20 protein-coding genes and 1 pseudogene are annotated in these 19576 nt (G+C 63.2%); 8 read left to right on the top strand and 13 right to left on the bottom strand.

Annotated elements, in window-relative coordinates; translation table 11 throughout:
- The first annotated feature begins 10 nt into the window (after positions 1 to 10).
- On the top strand, positions 11 to 664 hold the full coding sequence (locus tag NKJ13_RS11475; protein WP_254818026.1) for a glutathione S-transferase family protein: 654 nt from the start codon (positions 11 to 13) through the stop codon (positions 662 to 664).
- A 35-nt stretch (positions 665 to 699) separates the two neighbouring features.
- On the opposite strand, the gene NKJ13_RS11470 is transcribed toward NKJ13_RS11475, so the two are convergent.
- From NKJ13_RS11470 to NKJ13_RS11455, 4 genes are read right to left on the bottom strand one after another with little or no spacing between them, the layout of a single operon-like run.
- Positions 700 to 1836, bottom strand: a complete 1137-nt coding sequence (locus tag NKJ13_RS11470; protein WP_352477089.1) for an ABC transporter permease — start codon at positions 1834 to 1836, stop codon at positions 700 to 702.
- Between the two features lie 8 nt (positions 1837 to 1844).
- Complete coding sequence (locus NKJ13_RS11465; protein ID WP_352737840.1) at positions 1845 to 2765, bottom strand: ABC transporter ATP-binding protein; 921 nt, start codon at positions 2763 to 2765, stop codon at positions 1845 to 1847.
- On the bottom strand, positions 2762 to 3715 hold the full coding sequence (locus NKJ13_RS11460; protein ID WP_352737839.1) for an HlyD family secretion protein: 954 nt from the start codon (positions 3713 to 3715) through the stop codon (positions 2762 to 2764). The genes NKJ13_RS11465 and NKJ13_RS11460 overlap by 4 nt, the downstream gene beginning before the upstream one ends.
- Positions 3712 to 4428, bottom strand: a complete 717-nt coding sequence (locus NKJ13_RS11455) for a CerR family C-terminal domain-containing protein (protein ID WP_352737889.1) — start codon at positions 4426 to 4428, stop codon at positions 3712 to 3714. The genes NKJ13_RS11460 and NKJ13_RS11455 overlap by 4 nt, the downstream gene beginning before the upstream one ends.
- 88 nt (positions 4429 to 4516) lie before the next feature.
- Here NKJ13_RS11455 and NKJ13_RS11450 point away from each other — a divergent pair, with 88 nt between their 5' ends.
- The 3 genes and pseudogenes from NKJ13_RS11450 to NKJ13_RS11440 all read left to right on the top strand — a co-directional run.
- On the top strand, positions 4517 to 4990 hold the full coding sequence (locus NKJ13_RS11450) for a CYTH domain-containing protein (RefSeq protein ID WP_352737838.1): 474 nt from the start codon (positions 4517 to 4519) through the stop codon (positions 4988 to 4990).
- A complete protein-coding gene (locus NKJ13_RS11445; RefSeq protein WP_352737837.1) occupies positions 4987 to 5931 on the top strand; it encodes a CHAD domain-containing protein in 945 nt (314 codons plus the stop codon). The genes NKJ13_RS11450 and NKJ13_RS11445 overlap by 4 nt, the downstream gene beginning before the upstream one ends.
- A gap of 143 nt (positions 5932 to 6074) precedes the next feature.
- Positions 6075 to 6260 (top strand): annotated as a pseudogene (locus NKJ13_RS11440) (hypothetical protein); the annotation flags it as partial.
- Here NKJ13_RS11440 and NKJ13_RS11435 read toward each other — a convergent pair.
- Entirely contained in the window at positions 6257 to 7057 is an 801-nt protein-coding gene (locus tag NKJ13_RS11435; protein ID WP_352737836.1) for a helix-turn-helix domain-containing protein, read from the bottom strand. The pseudogene NKJ13_RS11440 and the gene NKJ13_RS11435 sit on opposite strands and share 4 nt — an antisense overlap.
- 115 nt (positions 7058 to 7172) lie before the next feature.
- On the opposite strand from NKJ13_RS11435, the gene NKJ13_RS11430 reads away from it, so the two are divergent.
- Positions 7173 to 8033: an SMP-30/gluconolactonase/LRE family protein gene (locus tag NKJ13_RS11430; protein WP_352509402.1), complete on the top strand. Its 861-nt coding sequence runs from the start codon at positions 7173 to 7175 to the stop codon at positions 8031 to 8033.
- A gap of 16 nt (positions 8034 to 8049) precedes the next feature.
- On the opposite strand, the gene NKJ13_RS11425 is transcribed toward NKJ13_RS11430, so the two are convergent.
- From NKJ13_RS11425 to NKJ13_RS11410, 4 genes are all read right to left on the bottom strand, one after another.
- On the bottom strand, positions 8050 to 9762 hold the full coding sequence (locus NKJ13_RS11425) for a SulP family inorganic anion transporter (RefSeq protein WP_352701120.1): 1713 nt from the start codon (positions 9760 to 9762) through the stop codon (positions 8050 to 8052).
- Between the two features lie 180 nt (positions 9763 to 9942).
- Positions 9943 to 10212 (bottom strand): helix-turn-helix domain-containing protein, encoded by a 270-nt coding sequence (locus NKJ13_RS11420; RefSeq protein ID WP_292656925.1) that lies wholly within the window; start codon positions 10210 to 10212, stop codon positions 9943 to 9945.
- A gap of 313 nt (positions 10213 to 10525) precedes the next feature.
- Complete coding sequence (locus tag NKJ13_RS11415; RefSeq protein ID WP_352476869.1) at positions 10526 to 11227, bottom strand: phosphatase PAP2 family protein; 702 nt, start codon at positions 11225 to 11227, stop codon at positions 10526 to 10528.
- Positions 11228 to 11241: 14 nt separating this feature from the next.
- Positions 11242 to 11580, bottom strand: coding sequence for a hypothetical protein (locus tag NKJ13_RS11410; RefSeq protein ID WP_352737835.1), 339 nt, complete (start codon positions 11578 to 11580; stop codon positions 11242 to 11244).
- Between the two features lie 202 nt (positions 11581 to 11782).
- Between NKJ13_RS11410 and NKJ13_RS11405 the strand changes: the two genes are divergently transcribed.
- On the top strand, positions 11783 to 13789 hold the full coding sequence (locus NKJ13_RS11405) for a PhoX family protein (protein WP_352737834.1): 2007 nt from the start codon (positions 11783 to 11785) through the stop codon (positions 13787 to 13789).
- A 103-nt stretch (positions 13790 to 13892) separates the two neighbouring features.
- Here the strand turns inward: NKJ13_RS11405 and NKJ13_RS11400 are convergent, their stop codons facing one another.
- The 4 genes from NKJ13_RS11400 to NKJ13_RS11385 all read right to left on the bottom strand — a co-directional run bounded on the left by NKJ13_RS11400 (position 13893) and on the right by NKJ13_RS11385 (position 16898).
- Entirely contained in the window at positions 13893 to 14573 is a 681-nt protein-coding gene (locus NKJ13_RS11400; RefSeq protein WP_352476871.1) for a GNAT family N-acetyltransferase, read from the bottom strand.
- A complete protein-coding gene (locus NKJ13_RS11395; protein ID WP_352737833.1) occupies positions 14573 to 15061 on the bottom strand; it encodes a MarR family winged helix-turn-helix transcriptional regulator in 489 nt (162 codons plus the stop codon). Before NKJ13_RS11395 ends, NKJ13_RS11400 begins: the two co-directional genes overlap by 1 nt.
- Positions 15062 to 15195: 134 nt before the next feature.
- Positions 15196 to 15957: an ABC transporter permease gene (locus NKJ13_RS11390; protein WP_352509411.1), complete on the bottom strand. Its 762-nt coding sequence runs from the start codon at positions 15955 to 15957 to the stop codon at positions 15196 to 15198.
- A 14-nt stretch (positions 15958 to 15971) separates the two neighbouring features.
- Complete coding sequence (locus NKJ13_RS11385) at positions 15972 to 16898, bottom strand: ABC transporter ATP-binding protein (protein ID WP_352509392.1); 927 nt, start codon at positions 16896 to 16898, stop codon at positions 15972 to 15974.
- 262 nt (positions 16899 to 17160) lie between these two features.
- On the opposite strand from NKJ13_RS11385, the gene NKJ13_RS11380 reads away from it, so the two are divergent.
- Together NKJ13_RS11380 and NKJ13_RS11375 are read left to right on the top strand one after the other, a co-directional pair.
- Entirely contained in the window at positions 17161 to 18534 is a 1374-nt protein-coding gene (locus NKJ13_RS11380) for a cytochrome ubiquinol oxidase subunit I (protein WP_254818041.1), read from the top strand.
- Entirely contained in the window at positions 18531 to 19535 is a 1005-nt protein-coding gene (locus tag NKJ13_RS11375; protein WP_352509391.1) for a cytochrome d ubiquinol oxidase subunit II, read from the top strand. Before NKJ13_RS11380 ends, NKJ13_RS11375 begins: the two co-directional genes overlap by 4 nt.
- Positions 19536 to 19576: the final 41 nt, after the last annotated feature.

Here is a 19576-nt window from a genome sequence, read left to right as displayed (position 1 = left end):
ACTGAGATCAATGAAACTGTTCTTCAGCCGCAATCCCAATCCTCGCCTCGCGGTCGCCGTGGCACGTTATCTCAATGCCAAGGTCGAGTTTGAATTCGCCTCCCCCTTCGCTCCGGGGCAGGCCGAGCGCTTTCGGCCGCTCAATCCAAATCTTTCATTGCCCATCCTTGTGGACTTGGGAAAAAGCCTCTGGGAGGCCGATGCCATAGCCTGCCGGCTTTCACGCGACACGCATTCGCATTTCTGGCGCGCCGGCGACGACGAGCCGGAGATGATCCGATGGCTGAGTTGGGGCAAGGAGAACTTCGCAAGAGCCTGCGACGTTGTGCATTTCGAACGCGGGACCAAACAGCGCTATGGGCTCGGCCCGATCGATCAGGCACGGGTTGAGGAGGGCCTGAGGGACTTCAGTACCGCCGCTGCAATACTTGATGCTGAGCTTTCCCAGCGAGAATGGCTGGTCGGAAATTCGGTTTCCTACGCCGACTTTCGAATGGCGACGTTTCTGCCCTTCAACGACGTCGCCCGATTGCCTCTCGACGATTATCCCTCTGTCGGCCGCTGGTATCGGCAGCTTGAAGAAATCGATGCCTGGCGCGATCCCTTCGAAGGGCTCAATGCACCTGAATTGACACCGGTCCCGGGCCAGGCCAAGGCCGTGTGATTCTCGATCATTTGCGCAAGCTGATTGCGCCGACCCTAATCCAGCGTCCGGCGGAACCGCACCAGCGCAATGCCGGCGAACAGCGCCACGAACACCACCAGCCAGCCGATCTCCGTTGCAACTGCCGGCAGCTCGGCGCCCTTCAGCATCACCGCGCGGATAATGCGCAGGAAATGCGTCAGCGGCAGCACTTCGCCGAAAACTTGCGCCCAGTCCGGCATGCCGCGATAGGGGAACATGAAGCCGGACAGCATGATCGACGGCAGGAAGAAAAAGAAGGTGAGCTGCAGGGCCTGCATCTGCGTGCGGGCGATCGTCGAAATCGTGTAGCCGAGCAGCACCAGCGCCAAGACGAAGATCAGGACCGCCGTCAACAGCAGCGACATAGATCCGGTGAAGGGTATGGCAAACAGAAGCTTCGAGGCCGCCAGCACCACCACCACCTGCACGGCGCCTACCGCTAGATAGGGCAGCACCTTGCCCAGCATGATCTCGAGCGGGCTGGACGGCATCGCCAGAAGGTTCTCCATCGTGCCGCGTTCGGTCTCGCGCGTCAGCGCGATCGAGGTCATCATCACCATCGTCATCTGCAGGATGACGCCGAGCAGACCGGGCACGATGTTGTACTGCGAGACGGCTTCCGGATTGTAGCGCCGGTGCACCACCACCTGGAGCTGGCCCCGGGCAGCTTCGGCCGCCGTCTCCTGCATGCCGCGTGCCCTGAGCAGCGCCTGGTTGGCGACGGTGCCGAGCGTCGAGATGGCGCCGCTCGCGACGGCCGGGTCGGTTGCATCCGCCTCGATCAGGATCTGCGGGCTGTCGCCGCGCTCGACCCGTCGGGCAAAATCGGCGGGAATGGTGACGACGAAGGCGACATCGCCGCGCGCCATCAGGAATTCGGCTTCGGCGGCACTTTGCGCAACATGGTCGAAGCGGTAATAGCCGGTGGTCTGCAGCGCCGAAACCATGGCCCGCGTGTAAGGATCGCTGCTCATCGCCACCAGCGCTGCCGGCAGGCTCTTCGGATCGTTGTTGATGGCATAGCCGAACAGCACCAGCTGCATCAGCGGCACGCCGAGCATCATGGCGAAGGTGATGCGGTCGCGCCGCATCTGGATGAACTCCTTGATCAGCAGCGCGCCTAGCCTGGCGAAGGAAAAGATGCTGTTTATCCCGTTCTTCATCCCATGTTGTCCTTCGAACCGGACATGAACTGGATGAACACATCCTCCAGGCTGGTCTCGCCGGGCGATACCGTGACGCCCTTGTGCTCCTTCTCGACATCGGCAAGCGCTGCCTGAAGCGCCTTCCTGTCGGAACCGACGACATGCAGCGTCGCCCCGAACGGCGCCACCTGGTCGACGCCGTGGCGGCCATGAAGTGCGGCCGCGACCTGATCGAGCCGTGGCCCTTGCAGGACGAAGGTGGTCAGCCCGGCATTCCTCACCACGTCCTCGACCGTGCCAGTGGCCAGCATCTTGCCGTAGGAGATGTAGCTGATGCGGTGGCAGCGCTCGGCTTCGTCCATGTAATGGGTGGAGACCAGCACGGTCAGGCCGCCGCTCGCCAGCCGGTGGATCTCGTCCCAGAATTCGCGTCTGGCCTTCGGATCGACGCCCGCCGTCGGCTCGTCGAGCAGCAGCAATTTCGGCTTGTGCATGATGCAGGCGGCCAGCGCCAGCCGCTGCTTCCAGCCGCCGGACAGCGTACCGGCCAGCTGGTTCTTGCGCGATGTCAGGCCGAGCTCCTCAAGCGTCTTAGCCACATGCCCGTCGAGCGGCTTCAGCCGGTAAAGCCGTGCCACGAATTCGAGATTCTCGCCGATCGTGAGGTCTTCGTAGAACGAGAATCTCTGTGTCATGTAGCCGACTTCGCGCTTGATCCGCAGGCTGTCGGTGCGAATGTCGAAGCCCAGAACCGTGCCTTCGCCCTCATCCGGCGTCAGCAAGCCGCACATGATGCGGATGGTCGTCGTCTTGCCTGAGCCGTTCGGCCCGAGGAAGCCGACGATCTCGCCCTCGGCCACCGTCATCGTCACATGGTCGACGACGGTCTTGTCACCGAAGCGCTTGACCAGGCCATGCACGTCGATGACGTTCATTTTCCGATGTCCGCCAGATCGACGTCGACGATCTGCCCGGGCTGCAATGCGCTGGCGTCGCCCTCCGGCCGCGCTTCCACCAGATAGACCAGCTTTTGCCGGGTCTCGAGCGAGTAGATCACCGGCGGCGTGAATTCCGGATCCGGTGACACGTAGCTGACGCGAGCCTTCACGCCCGATCCGCAACCGTCGCAATGGACGTTGAGCAGCGTTCCGACATCGACCGAGGAGAACGCGCTTTCCGGCACATAGACGCTAAGCTTCACCGCGCCATCCGGCAGTATGGAGATGACCGGCGCGGTCGGCCCGGCCGTGTCGCCAGGATAGCGGATGACATCGTTGACCCGGCCGGGCGAGGGCGCCGTCAGCACGCGCTTCGACAGCCGCCATTGCGCTTGCTCCAGCGCCGACTGCGCCTGCCTGACCTGATTGTCGGCGGCCTTGATCGTCTCGGGCCGTGCCGGCAGGCCGCCGACGGCGAGATTGGCCTCCGCCTGGCCGACCTGCGCGTTGGCCGTCTCCAGCGTCGCGGAAGCCGTGTCGTAGTCCGCCTGTGTGCCGGTGCCGCGTTTGAACAGATCGCTGGCGCGGATGTAACGGCGTTTGGCGTCGGCGGCTTGCGCCTTGGCCATGTCGACCTGCGCCTTGAGCACCGCAATCTCTTCCGGCCGCTTGCCGACCTGCAGGTCGGCAAGTTGCGCCTGGGCCTGCGCAAGGGCCGCCTCGGCTTGTGCGATGGCGATCTTGGCGTCGGCGTTTTCCAGCGTCACCACCGGCGTGCCGGGCGTGACGCGGTCGCCGCGCTTGACCGCAATCGTCTCGACCTGCGCCACCTCGATCGGCGCGAGCAGGACGTAGTCGCCCTCGACGTAGCCGACGGCGAGCGGTGCTGCCGGCGCGCAGGCGCTGAAAAGCTGGGCGGCAAGCGGCAAAGAACAGAGCAGGCTCATGATCCAGGATCCTTCCGGACAGCCAAATCGCGCCGAGCTAAAATCGCGCTGAGATTGTCGGTTATTGTTGCCGCGATCTTGCCGGCCTCATCGTCGCCGATCTTGCGCCAGCCCATCCGGCGCATAACCGCCTCGCGGCCGATGCGGAAATAGACGACCTGGCCGATCAGCGTGAATACGGTGAGTTTTGTGCGCTCGCTCTCGGCCGGCTCGCCCGTCGCCTGTTCCCAGATGAGGCAGAGCCGGCGATGCGCCGGTTCGAACACGCCGTCATAGATACGGTCGAGCGCCGCGGTAGGATGCGACAGCTCGCGCAGGACGAACTGTACAATCTCGCCGGCTTCCGGCCTTGCCGCGATGAAGGCGACCATGCGCTCCAGTGCGACGGCTAAATGTGCCCGCGCGGCCTCGGTGTCCGCCAATGCCGCGACCGGCGCCTGCAGATTGCCGATCGCCTGGCCGGCAACGGTCTGGATGGTGTCGACGATGTAGTCGGCTGCCGCGTTGCGGAGCCCTTCCTTGCCGCCGAAATGATAGGCGATCGAGCCGATATTGGCCTTGGCCTCAGCCGCGATCTGGCGCGTCGACGTGCCGTCGAAACCCTGGCGTCCGAACAGCTTCAGCGCCGCGCGCACGAGTGCCGTCCGCGTCATATCTGCGGCGGTCTTGGGCGCCTCATGAGGAAGGCTGCTGGCGCTGGGCGATTTGATCATCATCGATAATTTAATCAATCGAATGATTAAAGTCAACTGCGATCAAGCGGCTTGCCAACTCTGGCCGTGCGCGCTCTAGTGCATGGCCATGGGCAAGGAAATCGAGCGTAAATTCCTGGTCTCAGGTGAGGAATGGCGGGCAATGGTCGAGGCGGACATTCATATCCGTCAATTCTACCTTGTCGCCGAACCCAGCCGTACGGTGCGTGTGCGCATCAGCAATGATGCCGTCGCCAAGCTGACGCTCAAGTTCGGCAGCCAGGCACGCCAGCGCGATGAATTCGAATATCCGGTGCCTTTGGCGGAGGCGCAGGAGATGCAGGCCTTTGCCATCGGACATGTCATCGAGAAGACACGCCATCATGTTAGACACCGCGGCTATCTCTACGAAGTCGATGTCTTCGGCGGGACGCTTGCGGGGTTGGTGATCGCCGAGCTCGAGACGCCGGAGGATGTACCGGACGAAATGCTGCCAGATTGGCTCGGCCGTGAAGTCACCGGCGAGTCGAGATTTTACAACGCGTCGCTCGCCCTTGGGGGGATTTCGGAGATCGTCGCATGAGCTTTCGTATCGATCCGCACATCTCGCTGACCGGCGAGATCAGACGCATCCTCGCTGAGGAGATCGGCAAGGCGCTTGTCCATCTGGACGCCGCGCGTGACAGGCCCGAGCAGGGGCTGCACAACTGTCGCAAACGGCTGAAGAACGTCCGCGCCTTGCTGCGCCTTGTCCGTTCCGGAGACGAAACATTCTGCGTGACTGAGAATGAATGCTACCGCCAGGTGGCGGCCCTGCTTGCCGGCCCGCGCGAGGCAACCGCACTGGTGGAAACAATCGACCGGCTAGCGGCAAGCTTTCCCGAGCAAAGTGCCGGCGGTGGCCTCGATGCCGTTCGCGACCGGCTCGTCGCGCGCCAGCATGAACTGCATGGCGGAGCAGGCCTCGATGCTGCGATAGGCGCGGCGATCGCCGCTTGCGAGGAAGGTGTCGGCCGGATCGACAAGCTCGCTCTGCCCGACCAGCCGGAGCAGGCTGCCGACGTGCTCGCCGAAGGCGCGCGCGCCACTTTGCGCCGCGCCAGGAAAGCGCTGGACAAGGCGGCTTCGCGCGGCGAAGCCGATGACTTTCACGACCTGCGCAAGGCGGCCAAGACGCATGGCATGCACCTGTCGCTGCTCGGCCGGCTGTGGCCGACGCCGATCAAGGCCCGGCGCAAGGCCGTCGATGAATTGGGCGAGCGGCTCGGCGAACTGCACGACGTGTTCGTCATGCGCGCGCTTCTCGATGCCGAGGACCAGCCGCTCGGTCCCCCTGAGGACACGCGGTTGCTTGCCAAGCTGCTGAAGCGCTCGGAAAAGAGCCTGAAAAAAACCTGCCTCGCCGAGGCGGCCGAGCTTTTCGGCGACCGTCCGAAGCGCTCGACAAGGAAGCTTGCCCACAAGGTGCGCGACGATCTCACAGCGGTATCGCACGAAGACGCCGGCGCGCCTGGCGTGGGCTGATCATGTGTAATTGGCCGCCTGTGATAATCGCCGTCTGGCATGACCGAGCCCGGCGACACGCTTCTGGACCGACTTGGCCGCTGGCTTGCCGGCCGACTGCAGGAGGAATCGTCCGGCTACAAGCCTTACACGCCGTGAGACGCTATTCGCGCAAGGAAATCCTGCACATCCGCCATCACTCGCTCTACACGCCGCGCGACTTCGACCTGTCGCCCTATTTCCGCATCATCAAGCCGACCCTCGAATATGGTTTCGACTACCGGCAGATGATTTGGGACGACAAGCCCTGGATTACCAGCGCCGAAACAAGGGTTCAGAGTGGCGGCTAGGCCGGCAGCGGCCGTCGTGTCTTTGCGGCGGCCCGGCCGGGTGTCCGCGCGCCGGCGTCGCGCGGATGCGGCCCTATCGGCATGATCACCGGGAACGGCGTTGCGCCGAACGCAAACGTCCACTTGTAACCGACCAGCCCGTCTTCGGGCGTCGTGTGCTGATCGTGATGCGCAAGCAATTTGGCGCGCTCGGCCAGTTCCTCCGCCTCCCGCCTGACCATTTCCGCCGTCTCGGGCCGCATCCGCCTGGAGAAGCTGACGAATGTCGCCTCGCGCTCCAGATGCGTGATGGCCCAGCCGATGAAGTTCTTGTTGGTCACCTCGAACAGTGGCCGCAATGGCCCGTCGAAATTCCACTGGATTGGCGTCTCGACCAGCAGCCTGGCCGACAGGCCGCGACCGAGCGCGACCAGCCCCAACTCCTCGAGGTCTCGCAGATAGAGGAACATCGAAGCCTCGCTCAACCCCTGTGAGCGCATGATGCCTTCGGGCGTAAATTTTTCCGAAAGCATGACGAAGATGAACAGCAGTGCCGGCCGGCCGGCGAGCTTGCGCTCGATCTCCGGCGCGACGTGGTTGGCAGGTCCTGGTCCTCTGTTCATAGAGCCGAGCACGTTCTCCAACTCCACGCCGGCGGCAGCGCAGATCTCCATCAGCCGGTCGAGCTTGCAGTTGCGCTCGTGGAAGATGCGCTTCACCGTCGGCTCGGAAACGCCCATTCGCTCGGCAAGGACGCGGTAGGTCACGCCCTTGGCCTTCAGCGTCCGCTTCAGCGCGTCGAAGATCAGGCCGTTCACGGGATGCACCTCTTTTGCACGATTTGGTATCAACCTTCGGTACTAGTCCCGATAGATCTTCCCGGAAAGTATCGAAAGGCCTAGCTCTCCGCCAGTCCATTACGGGAGACTAGCCATGAAAAGCCTCTTCACACCGATACTTCTCGCCATCTTCGGCATCGCGACTGCGCCGGCAGTTCAGGCCGCTGAACTCTGGCGCGCCAGCGGCCTCGAGCAACCTGAATCGGCGCTGTTCGACGCCGCCGGCCAGCGCGTTATCGTCTCGAACATCGTCGGCAATCCCGGCGAAGCCGACGGCAACGGCTATCTGTCGGTTCTGTCGATGGACGGCAAGCTGGTCACACAACACTGGACCGACGGCATGGACGCGCCCAAGGGCATGGCGATTGCCGGCGGCAAACTCTACGTCGCCGACATCACCCATGTGCGCGTCGTCGATCTCCAAAGCGGCAAGCTAGCGTCGACGATCGACGTGCCGAACGCTGTCTTTCTCAACGACATGACCGCTGATGCATCCGGCAAGGTCTACGTCACGGATATGCTTGCCGATACGATCTATCGCATCGACGGCGACCGGCTCGAACTGTTCATCAAGGATGCGGCGCTCGCTTCGCCGAATGGCATCTTCGCCGATGGTGGCCGGCTGATCGTCGCTTCGTGGGGCAAGGGCATCAAGCCCGACTTCAGCACCGCGGAGCCGGGCGGCCTGCTCTCGGTCGATCTCGCCACCAAGGCCGTTTCGCCTCTGGCTGGCGCGGAAAACTTTGCCAACCTCGATGGCGTCGTTGCCATCGGCGGCAGCATCTACGCCACTGCCTATATGACCGGCACGCTCTACCGCTACAAAGCCGGCGGTACGCCGCAAGTGGTTGCGACGTTCAAGCCGGGCAGCGCCGATATCGGCACAGATGGCAAGTCGACAATCTTCGTGCCGCTGATGAACGAGGGCGAGGTCTCAGCGTTGGGCCTCGACTAAGCCGGCAGTTGCCAGCTCAGGCGGCGGGCGCGGCTTTCTTCAGCTGCGCCCGCGCATCCGTGATCGATGCGGCATAAGTCACCAGCGGCCGCTTGACACCGTGGTTGATCAGCATGCGGCGTGTCTGCGGTGAAGCGCCTGAGATAATAAAGCGAACGCCGGCGCGCTTGGCCTTGTGGGCCGCGCCCTCGATGACATTGGCCGCCGTCGAATCGAAGAACGGCACCGCCGAACAGTCGAGGATGAAGTTCTTGCGCTGGTCGGCGATGCGGTCCAGCACCGTGCCGACGGTCGAGGCGGCGCCGAAGAAAAAGGCGCCCGATATCCGGTAGACGACGGTGTCGGCATCGCTCGCCTCGCTGGAATCATAAGCGCTGGCTCGGTCGGCGACGTCTTCCTGCACCAGGGATTGATGGTCCGCCTCCACCGCGATGCTCTTGGCCATGCGGTCGATGAACAGGATCGAGCCTAGCGCGAAGCCGACGACGATGCCTTCGGTCAGGTCGCGGAAGATGACGATCAGGAACGTCGCCATCAGTACCAGCGCATCGCCGCGCGAGGCGCGCAGCAAGGTGGCGAAGGCCTGTTTCTCGAACATGTTCCAGCACACCACCGCCAGCACGCCGGCAAGTGCTGCAAGCGGGATATAGCTGGCCAGCGGTGCCGCCACCAGCATCAGAGCAAGCAGAATGGCCGAGTGCATCATGCCTGAGACCGGTCCATGCGCGCCGGCCCGTACATTGGTCGCGGTGCGGGCAATGGTGCCAGTGGTGCATATGCCGCCGAACAAGGCGGAGGCGATATTGGCGAAGCCTTGCGCCACCAACTCGCAATTGGAGCGATGCCGCCTTCCGGTCATGCCGTCGGCGACGACGGCCGACAGCAGCGATTCGATCGCCCCGAGCAGCGCAAAGGCGATGGCGTCCGGCAGCACGTCGATTATCCTGTCGAGGCTGAGCGGCGGGAAGGCCGGCCATTGCAGGCTGCGCGGGATGCCGCCGAAGCGCGTGCCGATCGTCTCGGCCGGCATGGCGAGCAATGCGACGACGAGGGATGCCAGTCCGATGGCAATCAGCATAGCCGGCCACTTCGGCCGAAACCGCCTCAACGTCGCAATGGTGATGATGGTCAGCGCCGCCACCGCAGTTGCGGCGAGGTTGATTGTTCCGGCCGCTTCGCCGATGGCCATCAGCTTCGGCACCAGCGGCCCTGGCTCCTTGCCGGCGAGCTTCAGCCCGAACAGTTCGACGATCTGGCCGGAGAAGATGATGACAGCGATGCCGGCGGTGAAGCCGACGGTCACCGGGTAGGGGATGAACTTGATGTAGGTGCCAAGTCTGAGATAGCCGATGGCAAGCAGGAACACGCCGGCCATCATCGTCGCCAGCAGCAAGCCGTCGACGCCAACCCGCGCCACTGTCGCCGCCACAAGCACAATGAAGGCGCCGGCCGGGCCGCCGATCTGGAAACGGCTGCCGCCAAGCGCCGAGACCAGGAAGCCGCCAATGATCGAGGTGTAGAGCCCGCGCTCCGGCGTCACGCCTGAAGCAATGGCAATTGCCATCGACAACGGCAGCGCAATGATGGCGACAGTCAGCCCGGCGATGGCATCCGCCTTGAAATGCGTGAGCGTGTAGCCCTCCCGCAGCACCGTCACCAGCTTCGGGGTGAACAGTTCGGAAAATGTCGGCCGCGCCGGTTGATGCACTGCCCGCTGCGTCTGATCCATCGAGTGCCTTCCGCATGAAACCAAGGAGCGGCGGGATCGTCGGCAGGACTGTCGGCGGTCGCCGTCGCGACTTGGAGCGGCGTGCGTCCAAATAGGCGCACAGATACGCCCCAACACTTTTGACCCGCGCATCGGACTATCCGAAAACCGAATTTGATTTTCGGCGATGCGGCAGTAGCGTCAGCCTTGCGGGTTCTGCGGCGTGACAGGCTTGAGGCGAACGCCCCTGCCGCCACGCTCGCTCGCCTGGTTTTCGCCGATCAGCTCGACCCCGGCCTCTTCAAGGGCCTGGATGACCTTCATCAGCGTATCGACCACGCCCCGGACCACGCCGTCGCTCGCTTCCATGCGCTGAATGGTTGGAAGCGAAACCCCGGCGCGCTCGGCGAGGGTCTTCTGATCGATGCCGGCCAGCGCCCTCGCGGCACGCATCTGCGCGGCAGTGATCATCGGTCAAAACCCCGTCTGAGTTCTGCAGTATCACGTATAATACCTTCATGATGATGGGTCAAACATCATCTTGCATATGTGAAACATGCAACAGTCTTTGCCAGCCGGTGCGCTGGCATGCTACAAACCTCGGCATCGTTTGGCGGGACATCCATTACGGTACCGATTTTACAGTAGGACCTCAAAAAGGATGAGCAGGTGAAGACATTCAAAGCGTTGGCGACCTCGACAGTCGTGCTGTCGATGGTTTTCCTGCTGGCAGGCTGCGGACATGGCCTGATCAACAGGCTGATTTGAAATAGTCCGGCCGACGTCAGGTGCCGTCGGCCCGCCCTAGCCATCGCTGCAGCAGTCGTGCCGCCAGCCAGCACAGCATCGCCCAGGCAAAGCCGGCGCACCAGCCGGCCAGCACGTCGGACGGCCAGTGGACGCCGAGATAGATGCGGCTGATGCCGACCACCACCGTCGTCAGCACCGCCAGCACGAGCACATAGATCTTCGTCGTGCGCCCGGGCAAAAACCGTGCCGCCATGCTGCCCAGCGTCAAATACGTCACCGCCGACAGCATGGCGTGGCCGCTCGGAAACGAAAGCGATGCCACATCGGCGAGATGCGAGACCAGATCGGGGCGCGGCCGGTCGATATCGAATTTCAGCACGCTTGACAGGAGCTGGCCGCCCGCCACCGCGACGAACATGAGAAGCGCCGCGCCTGGCCTGCGGATAAGGAGCAGATAGACGATCATTGCTGCCGTGATCAGCACCAGCACGCTGGCGCTGCCAAGGCTGGTGACGTCGCGCATCGCTCCTTCCAGCCACGCCGGTCCGATCGGATTGTCGGGCTGGCCGGCCTTGCGGAAGGCAAGCAGGATTTCGGTGTCGAAGGCATGCGGCGTGGTCGCCCGCGCCAGCTCCATCAGTTCTTCGAACCCCCACAGCCCGCCGGCAATGACCAGCCCGGCCAGCAGAACCGGGAACTCCAGCCAGTTGCGCAGTCTGCTTGCAATCTTCTTCATCGGCCTGATCGCAGCTACAGCCTTTGCAGATAGGGCCCGAGCGTGATCAGCGCCACAGCTGCGACGGCAAGCACAATGCCGGTTGCCTGTAAGGCATTGACGCGCTCGCCGAAGAAGACCAGCGCCACCACATTCACCGACACCAGCTGGATCACCGCCGACAGGCTGAACGACACCGACATGCCGAATTCACGGATCAGCCTCAGCATGATCAGATTGCCCAGCGAATAGAGCGCCAACGTCAGCACGATCTTGCCGAGGCTCGGCGCCAGCCCCCACTGTTTTGCGGCCATCGCCGCCAGCAGGAAGATCACGGTCGAAACGCAGAGCTGCCCAAGTCCCCAGAAACTCACTTTTGTTCCTCCCGATGCGGTCCCTACGCGCCTGCCGCAGCTCTTGTTTCCGAAGCGCCGGTCGCGGTCAAGCGGGACTGATGTTGGATACGAAATCGCAGGTGGCAATTAGCCGGCATGTCATCAAACTGTGACCTGCCGGTAATACCGGATTGGCCAGACAACACGCTCCAGCAATCCATCCAGCCAGAGGCAGGCCCCCATGACTGAACAGCGCTCGACCGAACATCGCACCCCTGACGCCCATTTCCGCACCAGTCTGCTCGAGGAAAACGATGGGCCAGGAGCCAATCCCACCGACAACCGCACCATGGGTGAGATCATCGCCGCGCGGTTCTCGCGCCGCGGCTTCCTCAAGGGCTCGCTTGCCGTCTCGGCCATAGCCGCTACCGTCAGCCCGCTGGCGCTGATCGCCGCCGACAACGCCCGCGCCGCCGAAGGCTCCGCCTTCGCTTTCGACGAGCTCGAGGCCGGCATCGACGACAAGCATCACGTCGCACCTGGCTATGACGCCGACGTGCTGCTGCGCTGGGGCGATCCGCTGTTCGCCGATTCGCCGGAATTCGATCCGACAAAACAGTCGGCGGAAGCCCAGGCCAGACAATTCGGCTACAACAACGACTATGTCGGTTATATCCCGATCGGCGGCTCAGCCGAGCATGGCCTGCTGGTCGTCAACCACGAATACACCAATCCGCATCTGATGTTCCCGGGCCTCGTCACCATCGTCGATGGCAAAGCCAAGCAGGCGCCCCTCAGCAAGGAGCAAGTCGATGTCGAGATGGCCGCGCATGGCGGCACCATTGTCGAGATCCGCAAAGAAGCCGGCAAATGGCAGGTCGTGCGCGACGGCAAGCTCAACCGCCGCATCACTTCCAATACCGAGATGGCACTGTCTGGCCCCGTCGCCGGCCACGACCGCGTCAAGACCAGCGCCGACCCGAGCGGTACGAAGGTCATCGGCACCCTCAACAACTGCGCCGGCGGCGTCACGCCGTGGGGCACCTATGTCATGGCCGAGGAGAACATCCACGGCTATTTCTCGGGCGAGCTGCCGCAGGGCCATAACGAGGCGGCCAACTACAAGCGCCTCGGCATTCCCGAAGGCGCCTATGAATGGGCGGCGCATCACGACCGTTTCGATATCGGCAAGGAGCCGAACGAGCCGAACCGCTTCGGCTGGATCGTCGAGGTCGACGTCCAGGATCCGACGTCGGTGCCGAGGAAGCGCACCGCCATGGGCCGCTTCAAGCATGAGGGCGCAGAATCGATCGTCGCCAAGGATGGCCGTGTCGTCTTCTACCTCGGCGACGACGAGCGCTTCGACTATGTCTATAAGTTCGTCACCACAGGCAAGTTCAATCCGGACGATCGCGCCGCCAACATGAATTTGCTCGACGACGGCACCTTGCATGTCGCCAAGTTCGCCGAGGACGGTTCAATCGAATGGCTGCCGATCGTCTTCGGCCAAGGGCCGCTGACGGCGGAGAACGGCTTTGCCAGCCAGGCCGACGTGCTGATCGAGACGCGCCGCGCCGCCGACCTGCTCGGCGCCACCAAGATGGACCGTCCGGAAGACATCCAGCCCAATGCCGCCAATGGCAAAGTCTATGTCATGCTGACCAACAATTCGAAGCGCAAGGCCGATCAGGTCGACCCCGCCAACCCGCGCGCCGAAAATGCCTTTGGCCACATCATCGAGATCGTCGAGGACGGCGGTGATTTTGCCGCCACCAAGGGCAAGTGGGAAATCCTGCTGAAATGCGGCGATCCCGCCGTGGCCGAAATCGGCGCCACCTTCTCCACCGCAACCACTGCCAATGGCTGGTTCGGCATGCCGGACAATTGCGCGGTCGATTCGGCCGGCCGCCTCTGGGTTGCTACCGACGGCCAGGGCCCGAAGGCCACAGGCCGCACCGACGGCCTGTGGGCGGTCGACACGGAAGGCCCGGCGCGGGCGACCTCAAAGCTGTTCTTCCGTGTGCCGATCGGCGCCGAAATGTGTGGTCCCCTGTTTGCGCCGGACGACCAGACTGCTTTCGTTGCCGTCCAGCATCCAGGCGACGGTGGCGAGGATTGGGAGGCTTTTGGGCGTCCGTCCTATTATGAGGATTTGTCGACCCGCTGGCCTGACTTCAAGCCGGACATGCCGGTGCGCCCGGCGGTCGTTGCCATCACCAGGCAAGGCGGCGGCAAGATCGCGGTCTGAGACGCAGGAAGGCCTTGCAGTCTCGAGGAAGGATTTCGACCATACGAAATCCTTCCTTTCCTGATATGAGATGCATCCATGCTGCGCATCATGCGCCGACCAATCATTCGGTGCGCTGAACCACGGCCACATTCATTGTGCTTCGCAACCTGAAGCCAATGGACTCGTATAGTCTGATGGCCGTGGCGTTGCTGGCATAGGCGTGGAGATAGGGAACTTCGCCGCGCGCCATTATCCGGTTTGCCACGAACAGGGACAGCAGCTTGCCTAGGCCACCGCCGCGAAATTCCGGATGTGAGCACACCCCGCTGAGTTCGGTATAGCCAGGTTGCTTCATGCGCTCGCCGGCCATTGCCACAAGTCTGCCCTCGATTTTCACGCCCCAAAAATCGCCCAGGCTCAGGGCTTCGAGCGTGAATGGGCCAGGCTTGGTGAGCAATGCCAGGGCGAGCATCTCAGCCGCATCGTCTCGGGTCAGACGTTGCACACGTTGGTCAGACACGGTTTGCAACGGCCGCTCGGCAATCATTTGAACCCCGGCTGCGGTGGAAGTCGCAAAAAGCCCCGCGGGCAGAGCAATGGCGTCCGACTGAAGCAGGATGACACTCTCGCCCGCGGAGACAAGCTGTTCGAGCGCCCGCAGGCTTTCGGCGTCGTCGGCGCCAGTGGCGGCGAACGGAACGATCGACGGCCGATACCGCCTGGCGAGGTCATTACCTTGTGCGAACGCCCGATGTCGCGTCTGAAGCGCGCTCCAGATAGGGCGGTCGAGCAGGTGTCTCATTACGCCGCGGCCTCCGGATTTTTCACTCGACGGTCGAGAGGAGCCGCGGCTAGACCGTCCTCGATGGCGGTCAGCTGCTCAAGAAGCGGCCCCGAAAGATCCGCGCACAAATCCGCAACGGCGTTTTCGATGCGCGGCCAGACCTCGCGCTTTGCGACATCGACCAGCCGCCGGCCGTCCCGAGTGAGAGAGACAATCCTGCGCCGCTGGTCATCGGTCGACGGACTAACCTCGAGCAATCCCAATCCGGCCAGAAGCGAGACGCTTCGCGTTACACCCGGCTGCGCGATGCCAAGCGATTGCGCCAGTTCCCCGACAGGCAGCGGGCCCAGCCTGTCGAGCGCGGCCAGCAGTGGGTACTGGCTCGCCTGAACCGGAACATCCAGCCGGTCGAGCAGGCGCTGCGCCTCCGCTTGCAGTTGCTCGCCTATACGCTTCATCCTGCTGCCCAGGCACAAGAAGCCAAGCGATCGTATGATGTCTTCCATAAACCAATCCGTCTCGCGAAAAACAATAACATGATATATAACAAAACATGAAGATCAAGGGCATCGTCGCAAGGGCTGCACTCAGCGCTGTTTCCGTTGACTGATAAGGCTGCTTTGCCTGGCAGGCCAGTCGCTCAGTTGCGCAGCCGGTAGCCGGTCCTGAAGATCCAGGCGACGATTGCTATGCAGACGAGCAGGAAAACAACCGTCATGCCGAGGCTGACGCCGACCGAAACGTCGGACTTGCCGTAAAAACTCCAGCGGAAGCCACTGACCAGGTAGACGACCGGGTTGAACAGCGTCACCGTGCGCCAGATGCCCGGCAGCATGTTGATCGAATAGAAGCTGCCGCCGAGGAAGGTCAGCGGCGTGATGATCAGCAGCGGCACCAGCTGCAGCTGCTCGAAGCTCTTCGCCCAGATGCCGATGATGAAGCCGAACAGGCTGAAGGTCACCGCCGTCAGCACCAGGAAGGCGAGCATCCAGAACGGATGCTCGATGTGAAGCGGCACGAACAGCGAGGCCGTCGCCAGGATGATCAGGCCAAGCACGATCGACTTTGTCGCCGCACCCCCGACATAGGCGATGACGATCTCCAGATAGGACACAGGCGCCGACAGCAATTCGTAGATCGAGCCGACGAATTTCGGAAAATAGATGGCGAAAGAAGCGTTGGAGATCGACTGCGTCAGCAGCGACAGCATGATCAGCCCCGGCACGATGAAGGCGCCGTAGCTGATGCCGTCGATCTCGGTGATGCGCGAGCCGATGGCCGAGCCGAAAACGACGAAATAGAGCGACGTGGAAATGACCGGCGAAACAATGCTCTGCAGCACCGTGCGAAGGGCGCGCGCCATCTCCACCCGATAGATCGCCCATACCGCATGAAGATTCATGACCGCGCGCGGGTTCATGCCGGTTTCCTCACCAGATTGACGAAGATCTCCTCAAGCGAGCTGTTTTCCGTATCGATGTCGCGGAACTGGATGCCGGCCGCCTCGAGCTCGCGGATCAACGAGGCGACGCCCGGCCGTTCGCTCTGGTTGTCATAAGTATAGGTCAGCTGCCCGCCATCCGGCGAAAGCTCCAGCGCGTAGCGCGAAAAGGCGTCGGGAACGGTGGCCAGGGGACTGCGCAGTTCCAGCACAAGCCGCTTGCGGCCGAGCTTGCGCATCAGCTCGGCCTTGTCCTCGACCAGCACGATCTCGCCGCGGTTGATGACGCCGACGCGGTCGGCCATCGCCTCCGCTTCTTCGATGTAGTGCGTGGTCAGGATGATGGTGACGCCGTCTTCGCGCAGCCGGCGCACCATCGCCCACATGTCCTGGCGCAGCTCGACATCGACGCCTGCCGTCGGTTCGTCGAGGAACAGGATGCGCGGCTCGTGCGACAACGCCTTGGCAATCATCAGCCGGCGCTTCATGCCGCCGGACAGCGTGATCGCCTTGGCGTCCTTCTTGTCCCAGAGCGACAGGTCGCGCAGCACTTTTTCGACGAACGCCTTGTCCGCCGGCTTGCCGAACAGGCCGCGGCTATAATTAACCGTCGCCCACACGCTCTCGAAGGCGTCGATGGTCAGTTCCTGCGGCACCAGCCCGATCAGGCTGCGCGCCGCGCGGTAGTCGCGGTTGATGTCATGGCCGTCGACGGTGACGGAACCCGAGGAGCGGTTGACGATGCCGCAGACGATCGAGATCAGCGTCGTCTTGCCGGCGCCGTTCGGACCGAGCAGCGCAAAGATCTCGCCGCGCACTATATCGAGATTGATCTCCTTCAGCGCCTTGAAGCCGGTGGCGTAGGTCTTGGTGACCCCGGAAATCGAGATGATCGGCTGCATGGCTGAAAACGGCTGCTTGAAACAGAGTTGTTGATTTAATCCGCTGAATGTCGGTTCGCAAACCCGGATGTCAATGCCGCTCCTGACAGTTCTGGACATCGAGGTTCGCCGGAATAGGCGACACCTGGCCGATCGTCCAGCCAAATCCAGGCAAAAACAGATTCACCGACACTGCGGCGTTCCGCCTCGCGGCGGGACGCCGCTTTGACCGTCCCGCGCATGAAGCCTATCCTTGTACAAACAAGCAGCAGCCGGAGCCGCCATGGACCCGCTCATTCTGTCGCGCATTCAGTTCGGCGCGAACATCTCGTTCCACATCCTGTTCCCGGCGATCACCATCGCGCTCGGCTGGGTGCTGCTGTTCTTCAAGCTCCGCTACAACGCGACAGGCGATTCGGCCTGGATGCGCGCTTATTTCACCTGGGTTAAGGTATTCGCGCTGTCCTTCGCCATGGGCGTGGTTTCCGGCGTCACCATGAGTTTTCAGTTCGGCACCAACTGGCCGGGCTATATGGAGACGGTCGGCAACATTGCCGGCCCGCTGCTGGCCTACGAGATCCTGACCGCCTTTTTCCTCGAGGCGGCGTTCCTCGGCATCATGCTGTTCGGCTTCCGCCGCGTCTCGAACCGCGTCCATACGCTGGCGACGGTGCTGGTGGCCGGCGGCACCACCTTGTCCGCCTTCTGGATCATAGCACTCAATTCGTGGATGCAGACGCCGGCCGGCTTCGAGATGCGCGATGGTGTAGCGCACGCCACCGACTGGTGGGCCGTTGTCTTCAATCCGTCCATGCCCTACCGGCTCGTCCATATGCTGCTTGCTTCGGGGCTGACCGTCTCGTTCCTGATCGCCGGCCTGTCGGCGCTGCGCTATCTCTACGGCGATCGTTCGGAATCGATGTGGAAGGCGCTGCGCACCGGCGTCTTCACCGCCGCGATCCTGATCCCGATCCAGATCTTCGCCGGCGACCAGCACGGCCTCAACACGCTCGAACACCAGCCGCAGAAGATCGCCGCCATGGAGGCCAACTGGAACACCGGTCCCAACGTGCCGCTGGTGCTGTTTGCGCTTCCCGATGAAGCGGCGAGCGAGAACAGGTTCGAGCTCACCATTCCCGACGGCGCCAGCCTCATCCTCAGGCACAGCGCCGGCGGCGTCGTGCCGGGGCTGAACGATTATGCCGGCAACCATCCGCCGGTATTTCCGGTGTTCTGGGGCTTTCGCATCATGGTCGGCACCGGCCTCCTTATGCTCGCCGTCTCCTGGTCGGCGGCCTTCTTCCTCAAGCGCCGCCACAGCCTGCCCAAGCCGCTGGCGCTCGTCATGGTGCCTATGGCGCTGTCCGGCTGGCTGGCGACGCTGGCCGGCTGGTACACCACTGAGATCGGCCGCCAGCCCTGGCTGGTCACCGGCGTGCTGCGTACCGCCGATGCTGTCGGGCCGGTCGCCGGCAGCCATGTCGCGCTGTCGCTCGCGGTCTACCTCATCCTCTACGTGCTGCTCTTGGTCGCCTATCTCAGCGTGTTGGTGCATCTGGCATTGAAGGCGGCGAAGGATGGAGACACCTCGCCGCTGCCGGGCGTCATGAACAGGCCGCTGTCGCAGCCGGTTGCGCAACCAGGAGAAACATCATGAGCTTCGACTGGCCGACCCTGCTGCCTCTGATCTTCGCCGGGCTGATGGGCCTCGCCATCCTGATCTACGTCATCCTCGACGGCTTCGATCTCGGCATCGGCATCCTGTTCGCCGCAGCCGAAGGCACCGAACAGGATACGATGATCGCCGCCATCGGCCCGTTCTGGGACGCCAACGAGACCTGGCTGGTGCTGGCGGTCGGCCTGCTGCTGGTCGCCTTCCCGCTGGCGCACGGCACCATCCTGACCGCGCTCTACATTCCGGTTTTCGTACTGCTGGTCGGCTTGATCCTGCGCGGCGTCGCCTTCGATTTCCGCGCCAAGGTGCCGGCCGGCAGGAAGCACCGCTGGAACCGCATCTTCTTCCTCGGCTCGGTCATCGCGTCGCTGGCGCAGGGCTATATGCTCGGCGTCTATGTGCTCGGCCTCGACGTCGGCCCTGGCGGCATGGCGTTCGGCGCGCTGGTGGCGCTCTGCCTTGCCGCGGCCTACGCGGCGATGGGCGCGGCCTGGGTCATCTACAAGACGGAAGGCGATCTGCAGAAGAAGGCGGTGCTGTGGCTGCGCACGGCGCTGGTGCTGACCGCGCTCGGCATGGTCGCGGTATCGCTGGCCACGCCCTTTGCCAGCGCGCGCATCTTCGACAAATGGTTCGTCTGGCCGGCCATGCTCTATTTGTCGCCGCTGCCGATCCTGTCGGCAGTGCTGTTCCTGTGGCTGTGGCGCCAGACCTTCCATATGCCGAAACCCGGCGACCGCCACGCGCTGCTCCCGTTCCTGACATTGGCCGCGATCTTCACGCTCGGCTTTGCCGGCCTCGCCTGGTCTTTCTACCCCTTCGTGGTGCCCGACCGGCTGACCATCTGGCAGGCTGCTTCGGCACCCGAAAGCCTGGCCGTCATCCTGGTCGGCACGGCCGTCGTGCTGCCGATCATCATCTTCTATTCGTTCTTTGCCTACCGCGTGTTCGGTGGCAAGGCGACGGATCTGACCTATGACTGACCGGCATCGCCGTCGCCGCCTGAAACAGAATATTCATCTTC

This window comes from Mesorhizobium sp. M0174 (assembly GCF_040322275.1).
Lineage (GTDB): Bacteria > Pseudomonadota > Alphaproteobacteria > Rhizobiales > Rhizobiaceae > Mesorhizobium.
This window is presented reverse-complemented; position numbering and strand designations above follow the sequence as displayed.